The sequence below is a fragment of the Salinispora sp. H7-4 genome (assembly GCF_013416675.1).
Lineage (GTDB): Bacteria > Actinomycetota > Actinomycetes > Mycobacteriales > Micromonosporaceae > Micromonospora > Micromonospora vitiensis.
In genome coordinates this window covers 211,470-226,207 of the sequence record NZ_JABZED010000003.1, presented here as the reverse complement: position 1 = coordinate 226,207, position 14,738 = coordinate 211,470, and the positions used below count along the sequence as shown (strand labels likewise).

The 14,738-nt window shown below is 69.8% G+C and carries 14 protein-coding genes; 10 read left to right on the top strand and 4 right to left on the bottom strand.

The genetic code is table 11. The annotated features are described in order from the left end of the window. The first annotated feature begins 9 nt into the window (after positions 1-9). From H0524_RS02950 to H0524_RS02940, 3 genes are all read left to right on the top strand, one after another. Entirely contained in the window at positions 10-1,152 is a 1,143-nt protein-coding gene (locus H0524_RS02950; protein ID WP_180197279.1) for an LCP family protein, read from the top strand. 113 nt (positions 1,153-1,265) lie between these two features. Beyond that, complete coding sequence (locus tag H0524_RS02945; RefSeq protein WP_018728374.1) at positions 1,266-1,550, top strand: F0F1 ATP synthase subunit epsilon; 285 nt, start codon at positions 1,266-1,268, stop codon at positions 1,548-1,550. A gap of 13 nt (positions 1,551-1,563) precedes the next feature. After that, positions 1,564-2,019 carry a DUF2550 domain-containing protein gene (locus tag H0524_RS02940; protein WP_018728373.1) on the top strand — a complete coding sequence of 152 codons (456 nt, stop codon included), beginning with the start codon at positions 1,564-1,566 and terminating at the stop codon, positions 2,017-2,019. A 319-nt stretch (positions 2,020-2,338) separates the two neighbouring features. On the opposite strand, the gene H0524_RS02935 is transcribed toward H0524_RS02940, so the two are convergent. Continuing rightward, positions 2,339-2,911, bottom strand: a complete 573-nt coding sequence (locus H0524_RS02935; protein ID WP_180197278.1) for a cob(I)yrinic acid a,c-diamide adenosyltransferase — start codon at positions 2,909-2,911, stop codon at positions 2,339-2,341. On the opposite strand from H0524_RS02935, the gene murA reads away from it, so the two are divergent. Then, positions 2,910-4,337, top strand: a complete 1,428-nt coding sequence (murA, locus tag H0524_RS02930) for a UDP-N-acetylglucosamine 1-carboxyvinyltransferase (protein WP_180197277.1) — start codon at positions 2,910-2,912, stop codon at positions 4,335-4,337. The two genes, H0524_RS02935 and murA, sit on opposite strands and share 2 nt — an antisense overlap. Positions 4,338-4,452: 115 nt before the next feature. Then, positions 4,453-5,304, top strand: coding sequence for a 3-hydroxyacyl-CoA dehydrogenase family protein (locus H0524_RS02925; protein WP_180197276.1), 852 nt, complete (start codon positions 4,453-4,455; stop codon positions 5,302-5,304). A gap of 83 nt (positions 5,305-5,387) precedes the next feature. Here H0524_RS02925 and H0524_RS02920 read toward each other — a convergent pair whose 3' ends face one another. Together H0524_RS02920 and H0524_RS02915 are read right to left on the bottom strand one after the other, a co-directional pair. Then, positions 5,388-6,230, bottom strand: a complete 843-nt coding sequence (locus H0524_RS02920) for an ABC transporter permease (protein ID WP_180197275.1) — start codon at positions 6,228-6,230, stop codon at positions 5,388-5,390. Beyond that, complete coding sequence (locus H0524_RS02915) at positions 6,227-7,075, bottom strand: ABC transporter ATP-binding protein (RefSeq protein ID WP_180197274.1); 849 nt, start codon at positions 7,073-7,075, stop codon at positions 6,227-6,229. The genes H0524_RS02920 and H0524_RS02915 overlap by 4 nt, the downstream gene beginning before the upstream one ends. Before the next feature lie 106 nt (positions 7,076-7,181). On the opposite strand from H0524_RS02915, the gene H0524_RS02910 reads away from it, so the two are divergent. Beyond that, positions 7,182-9,194, top strand: a complete 2,013-nt coding sequence (locus H0524_RS02910; protein WP_180197273.1) for a protein meaA — start codon at positions 7,182-7,184, stop codon at positions 9,192-9,194. Between the two features lie 18 nt (positions 9,195-9,212). Then, positions 9,213-9,872 (top strand): endonuclease NucS, encoded by a 660-nt coding sequence (gene nucS, locus H0524_RS02905; protein WP_018222864.1) that lies wholly within the window; start codon positions 9,213-9,215, stop codon positions 9,870-9,872. A gap of 93 nt (positions 9,873-9,965) precedes the next feature. On the opposite strand, the gene H0524_RS02900 is transcribed toward nucS, so the two are convergent. After that, positions 9,966-11,462 carry an aldehyde dehydrogenase family protein gene (locus H0524_RS02900; protein WP_180197272.1) on the bottom strand — a complete coding sequence of 499 codons (1,497 nt, stop codon included), beginning with the start codon at positions 11,460-11,462 and terminating at the stop codon, positions 9,966-9,968. A 181-nt stretch (positions 11,463-11,643) separates the two neighbouring features. Between H0524_RS02900 and H0524_RS02895 the strand changes: the two genes are divergently transcribed. The 3 genes from H0524_RS02895 (at position 11,644) to H0524_RS02885 (ending at position 14,732) form a co-directional block, all read left to right on the top strand. Next, entirely contained in the window at positions 11,644-13,434 is a 1,791-nt protein-coding gene (locus H0524_RS02895; protein ID WP_180197271.1) for a 3-hydroxyacyl-CoA dehydrogenase family protein, read from the top strand. Between the two features lie 119 nt (positions 13,435-13,553). Further along, positions 13,554-13,841 (top strand): hypothetical protein, encoded by a 288-nt coding sequence (locus H0524_RS02890; protein ID WP_180197270.1) that lies wholly within the window; start codon positions 13,554-13,556, stop codon positions 13,839-13,841. A gap of 90 nt (positions 13,842-13,931) precedes the next feature. After that, positions 13,932-14,732 carry an alpha/beta hydrolase gene (locus H0524_RS02885; RefSeq protein ID WP_180197269.1) on the top strand — a complete coding sequence of 267 codons (801 nt, stop codon included), beginning with the start codon at positions 13,932-13,934 and terminating at the stop codon, positions 14,730-14,732. Positions 14,733-14,738 lie beyond the last annotated feature (6 nt).

Sequence of the window (14,738 nt, the reverse complement as noted above, 5' to 3'; positions counted from 1 at the left end):
CGAACGGAGATGATCGTGGGTAAGGCCGGCAAAGGCGGTAGGAAGAAGCCGTCGGTGTGGGCGGGCGTGCCGCGGTGGGCCCAGGTGTGCACCGTCTTCGGCGCTGTCTTGATGTTCGTCAGCGGCGTGGCACTGGTCGGCGTCGAGGCGCTGGTGGCACGGTACGAGGGTGCGGTGGGCAAGGCGGATCTGTTCGGGGACCAGGCGGCGGGAGCCAGTGAGCGCACGAGCGACATCAAGGGCCCGTTGAATATCCTGCTCGTCGGTGTTGACCCCCGCAAGGAGGAGCAGCTACCGCTGGCTGACTCGATCATGGTGCTGCACGTGCCGGAAGGGCTCGATCAGGCATATCTCTTCTCGATGCCCCGGGATCTCTACGTCGAGATTCCCGCTTTCGACAAGGCCGGATTCCGCGGCGGTGCGGACAAGCTCAACGCGGCGATGTCCTACGGCAGCCGGATACAGGGGGAGAACCCCAGTACGGCGCAGGGCTTCGAACTGCTCGCCAAGACGGTCCAGTCGATCACCGGCATCCAGCGGTTCGACGCCGGGGCGATCATCAACTTCGGTGGCTTCATCGACATTGTGGACGCGATGGGTGGCGTCACCATGGACATCGAGCGTGAGGTGCGCTCGGAGCATCGTCACCCCGATGGCACGCACCGGGAACTGCGCCCCGGCGGTGGGGGGTACCTCGGTGAGCAGGCGGTCTATCCGGAGGGGGAGCAACTCCTCGAGGGTTGGCAGGCGCTGGACTACGTCCGTCAGCGCTACCCCAAGAACGGTGTGCCAGACGGCGACTACGGCCGCCAGCGGCACCAGCAACAGTTTGTCAAGGCCATGGCGAGTCAGGCCCTCAGCGCTGATGTGGTGACCAACCCGATCAAGCTGGACTCGGTGCTTCGGGCGGCCGGTGAGTCACTGGTCTTCAACGGTCGGGGGCACAGCGTGATTGACTTTGGCCTTGCCCTGAAGGACCTCCGGCCGGGCAACATTCAGATGATCAAATTGCCGGGTGGTGGCATCATGGATGGTGGGCAATACCGCGGTGAACGTTTCGAGCCGGCCGTTCAGGATTTCTTCCGGGCGCTGCAGGATGAGCAGCTCGACGCGTTCCTGCTGGAGCACCCGGACTTCCAGAACAAGATCTGACCGCATCGGGCCACATCCGAACCCGAGTGGCGTACGTCTCGCCACCCGCGTTACCGGCCCCCCGATGGCGAGACTAGAATTTCGGCAACCCGCCGCCGCAGCAAGGAGACAGCGTGGCACAGCAGCTTCACGTCGAGCTCGTAGCCGTCGAGGAGACGGTATGGTCCGGCGAGGCCGAGATGGTCATGGCCCGGACGACCGAGGGTGAGCTTGGTGTGATGCCGGGGCATGCTCCCCTGCTCGGCCAGCTCGCGGAGTCCGGCCAGGTTCGGATCAAGGTCCCCGGAGGCGACCAGCTCTCCTACGAGGTGGCTGGCGGTTTTCTCTCCGTGAGTGACAAGGGCGTCACCGTCCTGGCCGAGAGCGCCAGCCCGGTCCGGGCCGCGCAGGGTAGCTGAGCGCCACCCGACGATGGAGATCGTCGAAGGGGTCGGGATCGGCATCGCCGTTGTCGTCGGCGCGCTCCTGATTCTCTTCGTCCGGCGGGCGTTGGTCACCCGCAGCGGGGGAATTATCCGGCTCAGCGTCCGGACCTCCGCGATGCTCGATGGCCGGGGTTGGGCCCCCGGCTTCGGCCGTTTTGTGGGGGACGAGCTTCGCCTCTACCGGATGTTCAGTCTTGCCCTCCGCCCCCGGCGGACGCTCTCCCGGAAGGGCCTCGCGGTGGAACGCCGTCGGCTGCCGGAAGGGCAGGAGCGGTTCTCGATGCCCGCCGATTGGATCATTCTCCGCTGCACCAGCCGCCACGCCCCGGTCGAGATCGCCATGGCGCGCTCGACTGTCACCGGGTTTCTCTCCTGGCTTGAGGCCGCTCCCCCGGGGGCGGCCTCGCCGAATCTAACCGCCCAGGACTGGCCAGCGGCCTAGGGCCCCGTCGCGGGCCGGTACGGAGCCTCCCGGGGCGCAGCGCCGGGGCGGAGTTCATCGACCGAGCGGACCCCCGGCGGAACGGCACCGGGAAGCCCCGGCGGAACGGCACCGCGCACCCCGCCCGAACGGCACCGGGAAGCCCCGGCGGAACGGCACGGGGAGGGCCTGACCGGACAATCCTGCTGTTTTCCCCGTCGAGCTGCTGCCCTTGGGCGCGGATGGTATCCGGCAGGTCGGGTATGCAGACCTCGGTGCGGCGCGCCGGCTCCCACACCGGCGCGTCGGCTCCCACACCGGCGCGTCGGGCGACTATCGGTCAGTGCTTACCGCCGGGTACCCATAGCACATCTCCGTCCGGATTTGCCGTCCTTGACAGGATAAAGAGTAGATCGGAGAGCCGGTTGAGATACTTTGCCGGGAGCGTGCTGGTTCGGTCGGGGTCCTGGGTGATCAGGGCCCACGCCGCACGCTCGGCGCGCCGGGCTACCGTCCGCGCAACATGCAGTAGCGCCGCGCCAGCGGTGCCGCCGGGGAGGGTGAAGGAGTCGAGCTTGCTCAGGCGTGCGTTGTATTCGTCGCACCAGGCCTCAAGGCGCTCGACGTACGCCTCGGTGACCCGCAGCGGCGGGTACTTCGGGTTCGGCTCGACCGGCGTCGCCAGGTCGGCCCCCACGTCGAACAAGTCGTTCTGGATAGCTCCAAGGATCGTGCGCAGCTCTTCGTTGAGCTGCCCGAGGGCGAGCGCCACGCCAATCGCCGCGTTGCACTCGTCTACGTCCGCGTACGCGGCGATCCGCGGGTCGGTCTTCGGAACCTGCTCGTTGTTGCTCAGCCTGGTCGTGCCGGCGTCGCCGGCCTTGGTGTAGATGCGCGTGAGGTGGACGGCCATGACGCACAGCCTACGGACACCGGATCTGATGATCCCGGACCGGCCGGACCCCGCCTGGCTGACCGGCCCGGGTGATGCGGGCGGTGTGCCGGTTGACGATGTCATTCGGGTGCGTGGTGGCATCCAGATGGCCGGCACCGTGCATGTGGTGGGCGCCAAGAACTCGGCCTTGAAACTCATGGCGGCTGCGCTGCTGGCGCCGGGCCGGAGTGTCATCACCAATGTCCCACGGATCACCGATATCGCGATCATGGGAGAGGTGCTGCGTCGGCTCGGCTGCGGGGTTCGGTTCGACGAGGATGATCCGGTGGACCCGATGGTGGCCTACGGTGGGGTTCCCCGCTCCCGGTCGGTGATCATTGACGTGCCGGAGCGCCCCGACATCGACGCGGACTGCGATCTGGTTCGTCGGCTGCGCGCGTCGATCTGCGTCCTCGGTCCGTTGCTGGCGCGTCGGGGAGCTGTCCGGGTCGCCCAGCCGGGGGGCGACGCGATCGGCTCGCGCGGGCTGGACATGCATATCTCCGGGCTCACCCAAATGGGCGCCGAGATCTCCGGAGAACGCGGCTGTGTGGTCGCCACGGCTCCACGCGGGCTGCGCGGTGCCGAGATCGTGTTGGACTTCCCCAGTGTTGGCGCCACCGAGAACCTGGTGATGGCGGCGGTGCTCGCCCAGGGCACCACAGTCATTGACAACGCCGCCCGGGAACCCGAGATTGTGGACATCTGCACCATGCTTGAACAGATGGGTGCGCTCATCGACGGTGCCGGCACCTCGACGTTGACCGTCGTCGGCGTGCCGGGGCTGCATCCGGTGCGGCACGCCACCGTGGGAGACCGGATCGTCGCGGGTACGTGGGCGTTCGGCGCGGCGATGACCCGGGGTGATGTGACGGTGACCGGCGCCTCCCCGGCCTTCCTCGACATCGCCCTGGACAAGCTGGTCTCCGCCGGTGCGATGGTGGAGACCCGGCGGGACGCCTTTCGGGTCCGGATGGCGGAACGCCCCCGTGCGGTGGATGTGGTCACCCTGCCCTATCCCGGGTTCGCCACCGACCTGCTACCCATGGCGATCGGGCTGGCGGCGGTCAGCGACGGCGCCTCCCTGATTACCGAGAACATCTTTGACGGTCGGTTCATGTTCGCCAACGAGATGATGCGACTCGGCGCGGACATTCAGACCGACGGCCACCATGCCGTGGTTCGGGGGCGACAGCGGCTCTCCGGGGCGCTGGTCCGGGCAACCGACATCCGGGCCGGAGCGGGCCTCCTGATCGCCGGGCTCTGCACCGACGGGGTCACCGAGGTCTCCCAGGTGCACCATGTCGACCGGGGCTACCCGGACTTCGTCGCGGACCTGCGGGCCCTCGGCGTCGAGGTGGAGCGGGGCGGCGCTGCCGACGGGGGCATCTCGCTCGGACGGTGAGGGTGCCACGGCGGCCCAGCGGGCCCTCAATCGACCGCCGCCCTGCCCTTAAGCTGCGTTCAGGTCTGCCGGTTAGGGTGCAGGCAGACACCAAACGCAGTGAGGGAGAAGGCAGATGGCGGGTCGACTCGCAGTTGTCGGTGCTGGACTGATGGGCTCGGGAATCGCCCAGGTCGCGGCGCAGGCAGGCTGGCAGGTGACGCTGCGGGACCTGGACGACACGGCCACCAAGCGGGGCCTGGCGGGCATCCAGCGGTCGCTGGAGAAGTTCGCCGAGAAGGGAAAGATCTCGTCGGCCGACGCCGAGGCGGCACTCGGCCGGATCACCCCCACCACCGACCTGGCGGCGGCCGCCGACGCGGACATCGTCGTCGAGGCGGTCTTTGAGAAGCTTGAGCTCAAGCACGAGGTCTTCCGCGCGTTAGACAAGATCTGCAAGGCGGATGCGGTGCTGGCCACCAACACCTCGGCGATCCCGGTCACCCAGATCGCCACCGCCACCGAACGCCCCGAGTCGGTGGTCGGCACCCACTTCTTCTCGCCGGTGCCGATGATGAAGCTGTGCGAGTTGGTCCGTGGCTACAAGACCAGCGACGCCACCATCGACACGGCGCGGGGGTTCGCCGAGGAGATCGGCAAGACGGTCGTGGTCGTCAACCGGGACACCGCCGGCTTCGTGACCACCCGGCTGATCTGTGCGTTGGCGATGGAGGCGGTCAGCCTGGTCGAATCCGGCGTGATCTCCGCCGAGGATCTGGACAATGCCTGCAAGCTGGGCTTCGGCCACGCCATGGGCCCGTTGGCGACGGTGGACCTGACCGGGGTGGATGTGCTGCTCAACGCCACCCGCAACATCTACACCGACACCGCCGACGAGAAGTTCTTCCCCCCGGAGCTGCTCCAGCGGATGGCCACCGCCGGTGACCTGGGCCGCAAGACCGGCCAGGGCTTCTACTCGTACGGCTAGCCTGGGCCGACCGGCGGGACGGGCCCCCTTCGAGACAGCGGCCCGAAGGGGCCCGCCTCCCGTCGGTTGATCCGGGCTCGCCCTCAGCCGTCGCGGCGGGTGGTCCAGCGGAAGGTGCCGAGGCAGAGCAGCAGCCCGATCACGCACCAGGCGGCCAGCACCAGGGCGACCCGACCCAGCTCGTACGAGCCCCCTGGCTCCTGCCCGGCGAAGGTGTCCGGCAGGAAGACCGAGCGGAGCCCCTGACACATCCACTTGAGCGGGAAGAGCGCGGCCACCTGCTGCATCCAGCTCGGCAACTGGGTGAAGACGAAGAACACCCCGGAGGTGAACTGGAGGATGAGGGCGACCGGGGTGACCACCGCCGAGCCGCTGCGGGCCGTCCGCGCCAGCGAGGAGATCGCGATGCCGCAGAGCGTGCAGGCGGTGATGCCGAGGACGGAGACCCAGCCGAAGGTCAGCCACTTCGTGGCGGTGCCGGGCAGCTGTAGGTCGAACGCGGCCACCGAGACGGCGAGCAGCAGCGCGGTCTCGATGACGCCGACCACCACCACCATGATCACTTTGCCGGCGAAGTACACCCACTTCGGCATCGGGGTGCCACGGTAGCGCTTGAGCACCCCGCGGTCTCGCTCGATCGGAATCCAGATGCCGAGGTTCTGGAAGCTCACCGTCATCAGACCGGCGGCGATCATGCCGGTGATGAAGTACTGGGGAAAGCTCACTCCGGGCGCGATCTCGCCGTCGAAGACCGCGGCGAAGATCAGGATCATGATGATCGGGAATCCCATCGTGAACACGACGGACTCCCGGCTGCGCAGGAACTGGGTGAGCTCCAGCCGACCCTGCCGCAGCGCGAGGGCGAGCGGGCCGGGCTGGTGGCCGGCTGCTCGGGCGGCGGTGGTGGGCTTCAACGTCGTGGTCATCGGTGTCCGATCATCTTCAGGTAGATGTCCTCGAGGGTTGGCCGGGTAACCGTGAGCCCGGGCACCTCACCGCCGAAGCGCGCGGCCAACTCCGTCACCAGCTCGGTGGGCGTCGCGCTCTCCGTGCTCTCGGTAAGCCCCTCGGGCGTACGCCAGGAGACCGTCGCGTGGGCCTGCTGCCGGTTGCCCAGGTGCTCGGGGGCGGCTACCTCGATCAGTCGGCCGCCGGCGATCACCCCCACCCGGTCCGCGAGCGCCTCCGCTTCGTCGAGATAGTGCGTGGTCAGCACGATCGTCGTCCCGGCCGCCGCCAGATCCCGGATCAGCTGCCAGAACTCGCGCCGTGCCTCCGGGTCGAAGCCGGTGGTCGGTTCGTCGAGGAAGAGTAGTTCGGGTCGGCCGATGATGCCGAGCGCCACGTCCAGGCGGCGCTTCTGCCCGCCGGAGAGGGTGTGGGTGCGGGCCCGGGCCTTACCAGCCAGCCCGACCCGGGCGATCACCTTCTCCGGATCGTCGGCGTCGGCGTAGAAGCCGGCGAAGTGGTGGACCAGTTCGGAGACGCTGAGCTCGTCGAACTCACCGACGCCCTGGAGGACGATGCCGATCCGGTTGCGCCAGTTCGCGGCGGGGGTTGCTGGGTCGCTGTCGAGCACCGAGACCTCGCCGGCGTCGCGCCGCCGGTAGCCCTCCAGGATCTCCACGGTGGTCGTCTTGCCGGCGCCGTTCGGGCCGAGGAGGGCGAACACCTCACCTCGGCGGACCTCCAGGTCCACCCCGGCCACGGCCACGTTCTTCCCGTACGCCTTGCGTAGCCCCCGCGCGACGATCGCGAGCTCGTTGTCCATGCAACAAGTGTGCTGCCCCCGCGCAACCGGTCGAGCGCCGGGGTGTGGTGGTCGCTGTGGAATTTTCCACAGCCCGTTCTACCCGTCAGTAACTTAAACTCCCGCCATGGACGAGAAGGCCCCCCCAGGTCGGCTGCCCGAGCGGGACCGTCCGTGGGTGATGCGAACCTATGCCGGGCACAGCTCGGCCGCCGCGACCAACGCGCTCTTCCGCCGCAACCTGGCGAAGGGGCAGACCGGGCTCTCGGTCGCCTTCGACCTGCCCACCCAGACCGGGTACGACCCCGATCACGAGCTCGCTGCCGGGGAGGTCGGCCGGGTCGGGGTGCCGGTGGCGCACCTCGGTGACCTGCGGGCTCTCTTCCAGGGCCTTCCCCTGGCCGAGATGAACACCTCGATGACCATCAACGCACCCGCGATGTGGCTGCTCGGCCTCTACCGCACCGTCGCCGCCGAGCAGGGGGCGCAGCTCGACCGCTGCGCCGGTACGACCCAGAACGACATCATCAAGGAGTACCTGTCCCGCGGGACCTACATCTTCCCGCCGGCGGCGTCCCTGCGGCTGACCGCCGACCTGATCGCGTACACGCTGGGGGAGATGCCCCGGTGGAATCCGGTCAACATCTGCTCCTACCACCTTCAGGAGGCCGGCGCCACCCCGGTCCAGGAGGTCGGTTTCGCGCTCGCCACCGCGGTCGCCGTCCTCGACGCCGTCCGGGACTCCGGCCAGGTGCCGGCCGAGCGGATGGGGGATGTGGTCCAGCGGATCAGCTTCTTCGTCAACGCCGGGGTGCGCTTCGTCGAGGAGATCGCCAAGATGCGGGCCTTCGGTGTGCTCTGGGACGAGATCACCCGCGACCGGTACGGCGTGGCGAACCCGAAGCAGCGCCGGTTTCGCTACGGCGTCCAGGTCAACTCCCTGGGGCTGACCGAGGCGCAGCCGGAGAACAACATCCAACGCATCGTTCTGGAGATGCTCGGCGTGACCCTGTCCCAGAATGCCCGGGCCCGGGCGGTGCAGCTCCCCGCCTGGAATGAGGCCCTTGGCCTGCCCCGACCGTGGGACCAGCAGTGGTCGCTGCGGATGCAGCAGGTGCTCGCGTACGAGTCGGACCTGCTGGAGTACCCCGACCTGTTCGACGGTTCGCACCTGATGACGGCGCTGGTTGACGAGATCGTCTCCGGAGCCCGGGTCGAGTTGGAGAAGGTGCTGGAGATGGGGGGTGTGGTCGCCGCGGTCGAGACCGGCTACCTGAAGAGCGCCCTGGTCGCCTCGCTCGCTGACCGGCGACGCCGGATGGAGGCCGGCATCGATGTGGTGGTCGGCGTCAACCGGTTCACCGAGACCGAGCCCTCCCCGCTGACCGCGGCCGGTGCCGCCGCGATCGAGCAGGTCGACCCGGCGGTGGAGGTAGCCGCCACGACTGCCGTACGCCACTGGCGGGCCAGCCGGGACGCGGTGGCCGTGGACGCCGCGCTCGCCCGGCTCCGCGCGGACGCCGCGTCCACCACGAACCTGATGTCGGCCACGCTCGACTGCGTACGCGCCGGGGTGACCACCGGTGAGTGGGCGGGCGCGCTGCGGGAGGTCTTCGGGGAGTACCGGGCCCCCACCGGCCTGTCCGGGGCGGTCGGTTCCGGCGCGGACGGCCCGCTGTCGGCGGTCCGGACCCGGGTCGCCGCCACCGCCCGGCAACTGGGCAGTGGACGGCTGCGGCTGCTGGTCGGCAAGCCCGGTCTGGACGGGCACTCCAACGGTGCCGAGCAGATCGCGGTCCGAGCCCGGGATGCCGGCTTCGAGGTGGTCTACCAAGGCATTCGGCTGACCGCCGGGCAGATCGTGGCCGCCGCCGTGGAGGAGGACGTGGACCTGGTCGGCCTCTCGGTCCTCTCCGGCTCGCACCTGGCGGCTGTGCCGGCCGTCCTGGCGGGGCTGCGCGCCGCCGGGCGGGGGGATCTGCCCGTCGTGGTCGGCGGCATCATCCCGGAGGCGGACGCGCAGACCCTTCGGGATGCCGGCGTCGCCCGGGTCTTCACGCCAAAGGATTTCGCGCTCACCGGGGTGATCGACGAGTTGGTGACCGTGGTCCGCCACGCCAACGGCCTACCGGAGCAGTAGCTCCGTTACCCTCGTCGGGTGCGGTTGGTGATTGCGAAATGCTCTGTGGACTATGTTGGACGGCTCTCGGCCCACCTGCCGCCAGCCACCCGTCTGGTGATGGTGAAGGCGGACGGGTCGGTGTCGATCCACGCCGACGACCGGGCCTACAAGCCGCTGAACTGGATGAGCCCCCCGTGCCGGCTGGAGGAGTCCCCGGGCGTCTGGCGGGTGGTCAACAAGGCTGGTGAGGAGCTACGGATCACCCTGGAGGAGGTCTTCCAGGACACCGCGTACGAGCTGGGGGTCGACCCGGGCCTGCGGAAGGACGGCGTGGAGGCGCACCTTCAGGAGCTGCTGGCGGCCAGTCCGGAGACGCTGGGTGAGGGTTTCACCCTGGTGCGCCGGGAGTACATGACGGCGATCGGCCCGGTGGACCTGTTGTGCCGGGACGCGGCGCAGGGCGCCGTGGCGGTCGAGGTGAAGCGTCGCGGTGAGATCGACGGGGTGGAGCAGCTCACCCGCTACCTGGAACTGCTCAATCGGGACCCACTGCTGGCGCCGGTGCAGGGCGTCTTCGCCGCGCAGGAGATCAAGCCGCAGGCGCGGGTGCTCGCCACCGACCGCGGGATCCGCTGCGTGGTCGTGGACTACGACAAGCTGCGCGGCATCGAGCGGGACGAGCTGACCCTGTTCTGAGTCGCCCGCGCCCCACAGCCCGAGGACAGTGGGCCGCGGCGCGAGGACAGTGGGCCCGCGGCGCAGCTCGAAGGCAGGGCGGCCGCGGGTGGGTCAGCGGCCGTAGAAGCGCTTGACGAGTTTGACCAGTCGGGCGATGTCCGCGTCGGTGCGGTCGAAGGTCGTCGCGGGCAGCAGCGACCGGGCCCGGCGCCGGGTGATGGCCTTGGGGCGGGCGAACTCCCGCAGCCCGTCCGCGCCATGGATGCGCCCGAAACCGGAGTCGCCCACGCCACCGAAGGGCAGGGTGGACATCCCGGCGAATGTCAGGGCCGAGTTCACCGAGGCCATCCCGGAGTGCAGCCGCCGGGCGACCGCCATGGCCCGACGCCGGCCGAAGACCGAGCCGCCCAGCCCGTAGCGCAGTGCGTTGGTCCGGGCGACCGCCTCGTCTACGTCACGGACCCGGTTGATGGTCAGGGTGGGGCCGAAGGTCTCCTCGCGTACGGCGGCGGAGTCCTCCGGCACGTCCACCAGCACGGTCGGCTGCACGTACGGCGGCTGCACCGCGTCTGCCCCGCCGAGTACCGCCCGGCCGCCGCGGGCCAGCGCGTCGTCGATGTGCCGGCGGATCACCTCCAGCTGGCTCGGCATGGTGATCGGGCCGATGTCGGTGCCGTCGGCGCCCACGGTGAGTCGTCCAGCCCGCTGGACCACCCGGTTAACGAAGCCGTCGAAGACCCCTTCGACGGCGTAGACCCGCTCGATGCCGATGCAGGTCTGGCCGGCGTTGGTGAGACCGCCCCAGACGGCTGCCGCGGCCGCGGCGTCCAGGTCGGCGTCAGTGTCGACGATCATCGCGTCCTTCCCGCCGGCCTCGATGAGCACGGGGGTCAGGGACTCGGCGCAGGCGGCCATCACCTTTCGACCAGTAGCTGTGGACCCGGTGAAGGCCACCTTGTCGACCCCGGATCGGCACAGCGCCGCGCCGACGTCACCGAGGCCGTGCACCGCGGCGAACACCGGCTCCTCGGTGACGACCTCGGCGAAGCTGTCCACCAGCCACTGGCCGACAGCCGGGGTGTACTCGCTGGGCTTGAGGACCACGGCGTTGCCCGCGGCCAGGGCGTAGGCGATGGATCCGATCGGGGTGAACACGGGGTAGTTCCACGGGCCGATCACGCCGACCACCCCGTACGGCTGGTATTCCAGGTGGGCGGCGAACTCCGCCAGCATCAGCCGGGACCGTACCCGGCGGGGGCCGAGCACCCGCTTGGCGTTGCGCGCGGCCCAGTCGAGATGCTCGACGGCGGTGACCACCTCGACGACGGCCTCGGCGACCGGCTTGCCGCCCTCGACATGCACCAGCTCGGCGAGCTCCTCGATCCGGGACGCCAGTCGGCTCCGCCAGCGCAGCAGCCGTTCCCGTCGGGCGGCGACGCCGAGCCCGGCCCACCACCCGCTGGCGGCACGGGCCCGGGCGACGGTTGCTTCGACATCGGCGGGGGAGGCGACCGGCAGCCGCCCGGCCTCCGCGCCGGTCGCCGGGTTCGTCGACACGAGTCGACCGTCCTCGATCACCGGCAGGCCCGGAACATGTACAGCCGTCATGGCAGAAGTTTAGACCCGGCTTGCTACTCGCCGGTAGGGCCGGCGGTGCCCGCCTACTGTCGCCCCGGCGCCGTGACATAGCCCACGGCATCTCGACAACCCTGCGGCACATGGCAGACTCGCGCGCATACCTTAGCGGCCGTTAATGCCGGCTGCATGGAGCTGACCAGGGAGGCTTGGCGTGACGCGCGAGTTCGCCAGTGTGGGTGTGGTGGGTCTGGGCACCATGGGTGCCGGCATCGTCGAAGTCTTCGCCCGAAATGGCATCGACGTCGTCGCCGTCGAGGTGACCGAGGCGGCGCTGGAGCGCGGCCGGGCCACCCTGACCGGCTCGACCGACCGGGCGGTCGCCAAGGGCAAGCTCGCGGCGGCCGACCGGGACGCGCTCCTGGCCCGGGTCGACTGGCAGGTCGGGCTGGCGGCCCTGCACGCGGTCGACCTGGTGATCGAGGCCATTCCCGAGCAGCTCGATCTGAAGCAGCGAATTTTCGCGGAGCTGGATCGGGTCTGCAAGCCCGAGACAGTGCTGGCCACGAATACCTCGTCGCTGTCGGTAACCGAGATCTCGGTGGCCACGACCCGCCCCAACCAGGTAATCGGCATCCACTTCTTCAACCCGGCGCCGGTCATGAAGCTGGTGGAGATCGTCCGGACGGTGGTCACCTCGGCCGAGGTCGTCGCCGACGTGGAGCGGCTCTGTGCGCGGCTGGGCAAGGTCGATGTGACGATCAGCGACCGAGCGGGCTTTATCGCCAACGCCCTGCTCTTCGGTTACCTCAACCATGCGGTCAGCCTGGTCGAGGCGCGGTACGCCAGCCGGGAGGACATCGACGCGGCGATGAAGCTCGGCTGCGGGTTGCCGATGGGCCCGTTGGCGTTGATGGATCTGATCGGGCTGGACACCGCGTACGAGATTCTGGACACGATGTACCGGCGGGGCGGCCGGGACCGGCGACACGCCCCGGTGCCGCTGATCAAGCAGATGGTCACCGCCGGGCTGCTCGGTCGGAAGTCGGGGCGCGGCTTCTACTCCTACGAGCGGTCGGGTTCGCCGGTGGTCGTACCGGACGACCAGACGCCGGTGGGTGCGGAGTCGACGGCCGAGGCCGGTGCGCGGGGCATCGCGAAGGTCGGTGTGGTCGGTTCCGGGACGATGGCGACCGGCATCATCGAGGTCTTCGCCAAGGCTGGCTACGAGGTGGTCTCGGTGACCCGCGGGGCGGAGAAGTCCGGCAAGCTCTTCGAGGCGGTCAAGACCTCGCTCAACAAGGGCGTGGTGCGGGGCAAGCTGGGCGAGGCCGACCGGGACGCCGCGCTGGGCCGGGTCACCTGGTCCGCGACGTTGGAGCACCTCGCCGACGTCGACCTGGTGGTCGAGGCCGTCATCGAGGAGCTGAGTGTCAAGAAGGCGCTCTTCGCCAGCCTCGACGAGATCTGCAAGCCCGGTGTCGTGCTCGCCACCACCACCTCGTCGCTGCCGGTGATCGATGTCGCGATGGCCACCCAGCGTCCAGCGGACGTGGTCGGCCTGCACTTCTTCAACCCGGCACCGGTCATGTCGCTGGTGGAGATCGTGCAGACCATCCGCACCTCGGCAGAGACCACCGCGACCGCGAAGGCGGTCTGCGGTGAGCTGGGCAAGACTGGCGTGGTCTGCGGTGACCGCTCCGGGTTCATCGTCAACGCGCTGCTCTTCCCGTACCTCAACGACGCGGTGAAGATGCTGGAGGCGAGCTACTCGACCGCCGACGACATCGATCATGCGATGAAGCTCGGCTGCGGGTACCCGATGGGTCCGTTCGAGTTGCTCGACGTGGTCGGCCTCGACGTGTCCCTGGCGATTCAGCGGGAGCTGTACCTGGAACTGCGCGAGCCGGGGTTCTCCCCCGCGCCGCTGCTGGAGCACCTGGTCACCGCCGGCTATCTGGGGCGGAAGACTGGCCGGGGCTTCCGCGATCACACTCGTCGCTGAGCAGTGGGGGCAGGTGCGGGCCGGTCGCGTCGCCGGCCCGCCGACGTCGTACGACGTCCTCCCGCCGTAGGCTGGAGGGTGTGAGCCCTCGTCGTAACCGATCCCGCCGGGATGAGAGCGTGCAGTTCGATTCCGCGCGGCTGCGGCAGGGGGCCGAGTCGGTGCAGCAGTGGCGGGACGGCGACTGGCAGGTCCGGTTGATCAGCGGCGGCGCGTCGGTGAAGACCTACCGTTGCCCCGGTTGTGACCAGGAGATCCGGCCCGGTGTGGCGCATGTCGTGGTGTGGCCCGCCCAGGGGTGGGGGGACCTGACCGACCGCCGGCACTGGCACAGCGGCTGTTGGCGGGCCCGGGACCGGCGGGCACCGATCGTGCAGCGGGGCCGTGGCGCGCCCCGCCACGGCTGAGGCGCGCCCCGCCACGGGTACGGCGCGATCTGGTTGCCGTCTCCTGACCCCGGCCGGGTTGCCGGCCCGGTGACGGGGGAGACTGGGCGGGTGAGCACACCCATCCGCGCCTCGTCGATCCTGCCCGGCCGCCGGGAGGAGATCGAGCTGCACACCGCCGACGGGCTGCGCCTCGTCGGTGAGCTGGCCCGTCCGGTCGGCCGTGCGCCGGTCGCCACGCTGGTCTGCCTGCATCCGCTGCCCACCCACGGCGGGATGATGGACAGCCACGTGTTCCGCAAGGCTGCCTGGCGCCTGCCGGCCCTGGCGGACCTGGCGGTGCTGCGGTTCAACACCCGGGGCACGACCAGCATGCGCGGTACCAGTGCGGGGACGTTCGACAACGCGGTCGGCGAGCGGTACGACGTCGCCGCCGCCATCGAGTACGCGGAGTTCCACGAGCTGCCGGAGATCTGGCTGCTGGGCTGGTCGTTCGGCACCGACCTGGCCCTGCGGTACGGCTGTGACCCGGCGGTGGCGGGTGCCCTCCTGCTCTCCCCGCCGCTGCGGTTCTCCGGCCCCGAGGATCTGGCGAGCTGGGCCTCCGCCGGCAAGCCGGTCACGGCGTTGGTGCCGGAGTTCGACGACTACCTGCGGCCCGAGGAGGCGCGGGAGCGCTTCGCGGCCGTGCCGCAGGCTGAGGTGGTCGGAGTGCCGGGGGCCAAACACCTGTGGGTCGGTGACGCCGAGACCGTCCTCGACGAGGTCGTCCGGCGGGCAAACCCCTCCGTCCCCGTGCCGCTGCCAACCACCTGGGACGGCCCGATGGAGACCGGCGATGTCAGCGCGTATGCCGATCGCACGGTGGCGGCCTTCGCCGACCGGCCGGTGCCGGGCCCAACGGCCGGCTAGCGGGAG

Excerpts from the sequence above, each read along its gene's own strand:
- H0524_RS02950 (WP_180197279.1), top strand. The coding sequence starts at position 10 with ATGATCGTGGGTAAGGCCGGCAAAGGCGGTAGGAAGAAGCCGTCGGTG.
- H0524_RS02940 (WP_018728373.1), top strand. The coding sequence starts at position 1,564 with ATGGAGATCGTCGAAGGGGTCGGGATCGGCATCGCCGTTGTCGTCGGC.
- murA (WP_180197277.1), top strand. The coding sequence starts at position 2,910 with ATGACGCACAGCCTACGGACACCGGATCTGATGATCCCGGACCGGCCG.
- H0524_RS02935 (WP_180197278.1), bottom strand. The coding sequence starts at position 2,911 with ATGGCCGTCCACCTCACGCGCATCTACACCAAGGCCGGCGACGCCGGC.
- H0524_RS02925 (WP_180197276.1), top strand. The coding sequence starts at position 4,453 with ATGGCGGGTCGACTCGCAGTTGTCGGTGCTGGACTGATGGGCTCGGGA.
- H0524_RS02920 (WP_180197275.1), bottom strand. The coding sequence starts at position 6,230 with ATGACCACGACGTTGAAGCCCACCACCGCCGCCCGAGCAGCCGGCCAC.
- H0524_RS02915 (WP_180197274.1), bottom strand. The coding sequence starts at position 7,075 with ATGGACAACGAGCTCGCGATCGTCGCGCGGGGGCTACGCAAGGCGTAC.
- H0524_RS02910 (WP_180197273.1), top strand. The coding sequence starts at position 7,182 with ATGGACGAGAAGGCCCCCCCAGGTCGGCTGCCCGAGCGGGACCGTCCG.
- H0524_RS02900 (WP_180197272.1), bottom strand. The coding sequence starts at position 11,462 with ATGACGGCTGTACATGTTCCGGGCCTGCCGGTGATCGAGGACGGTCGA.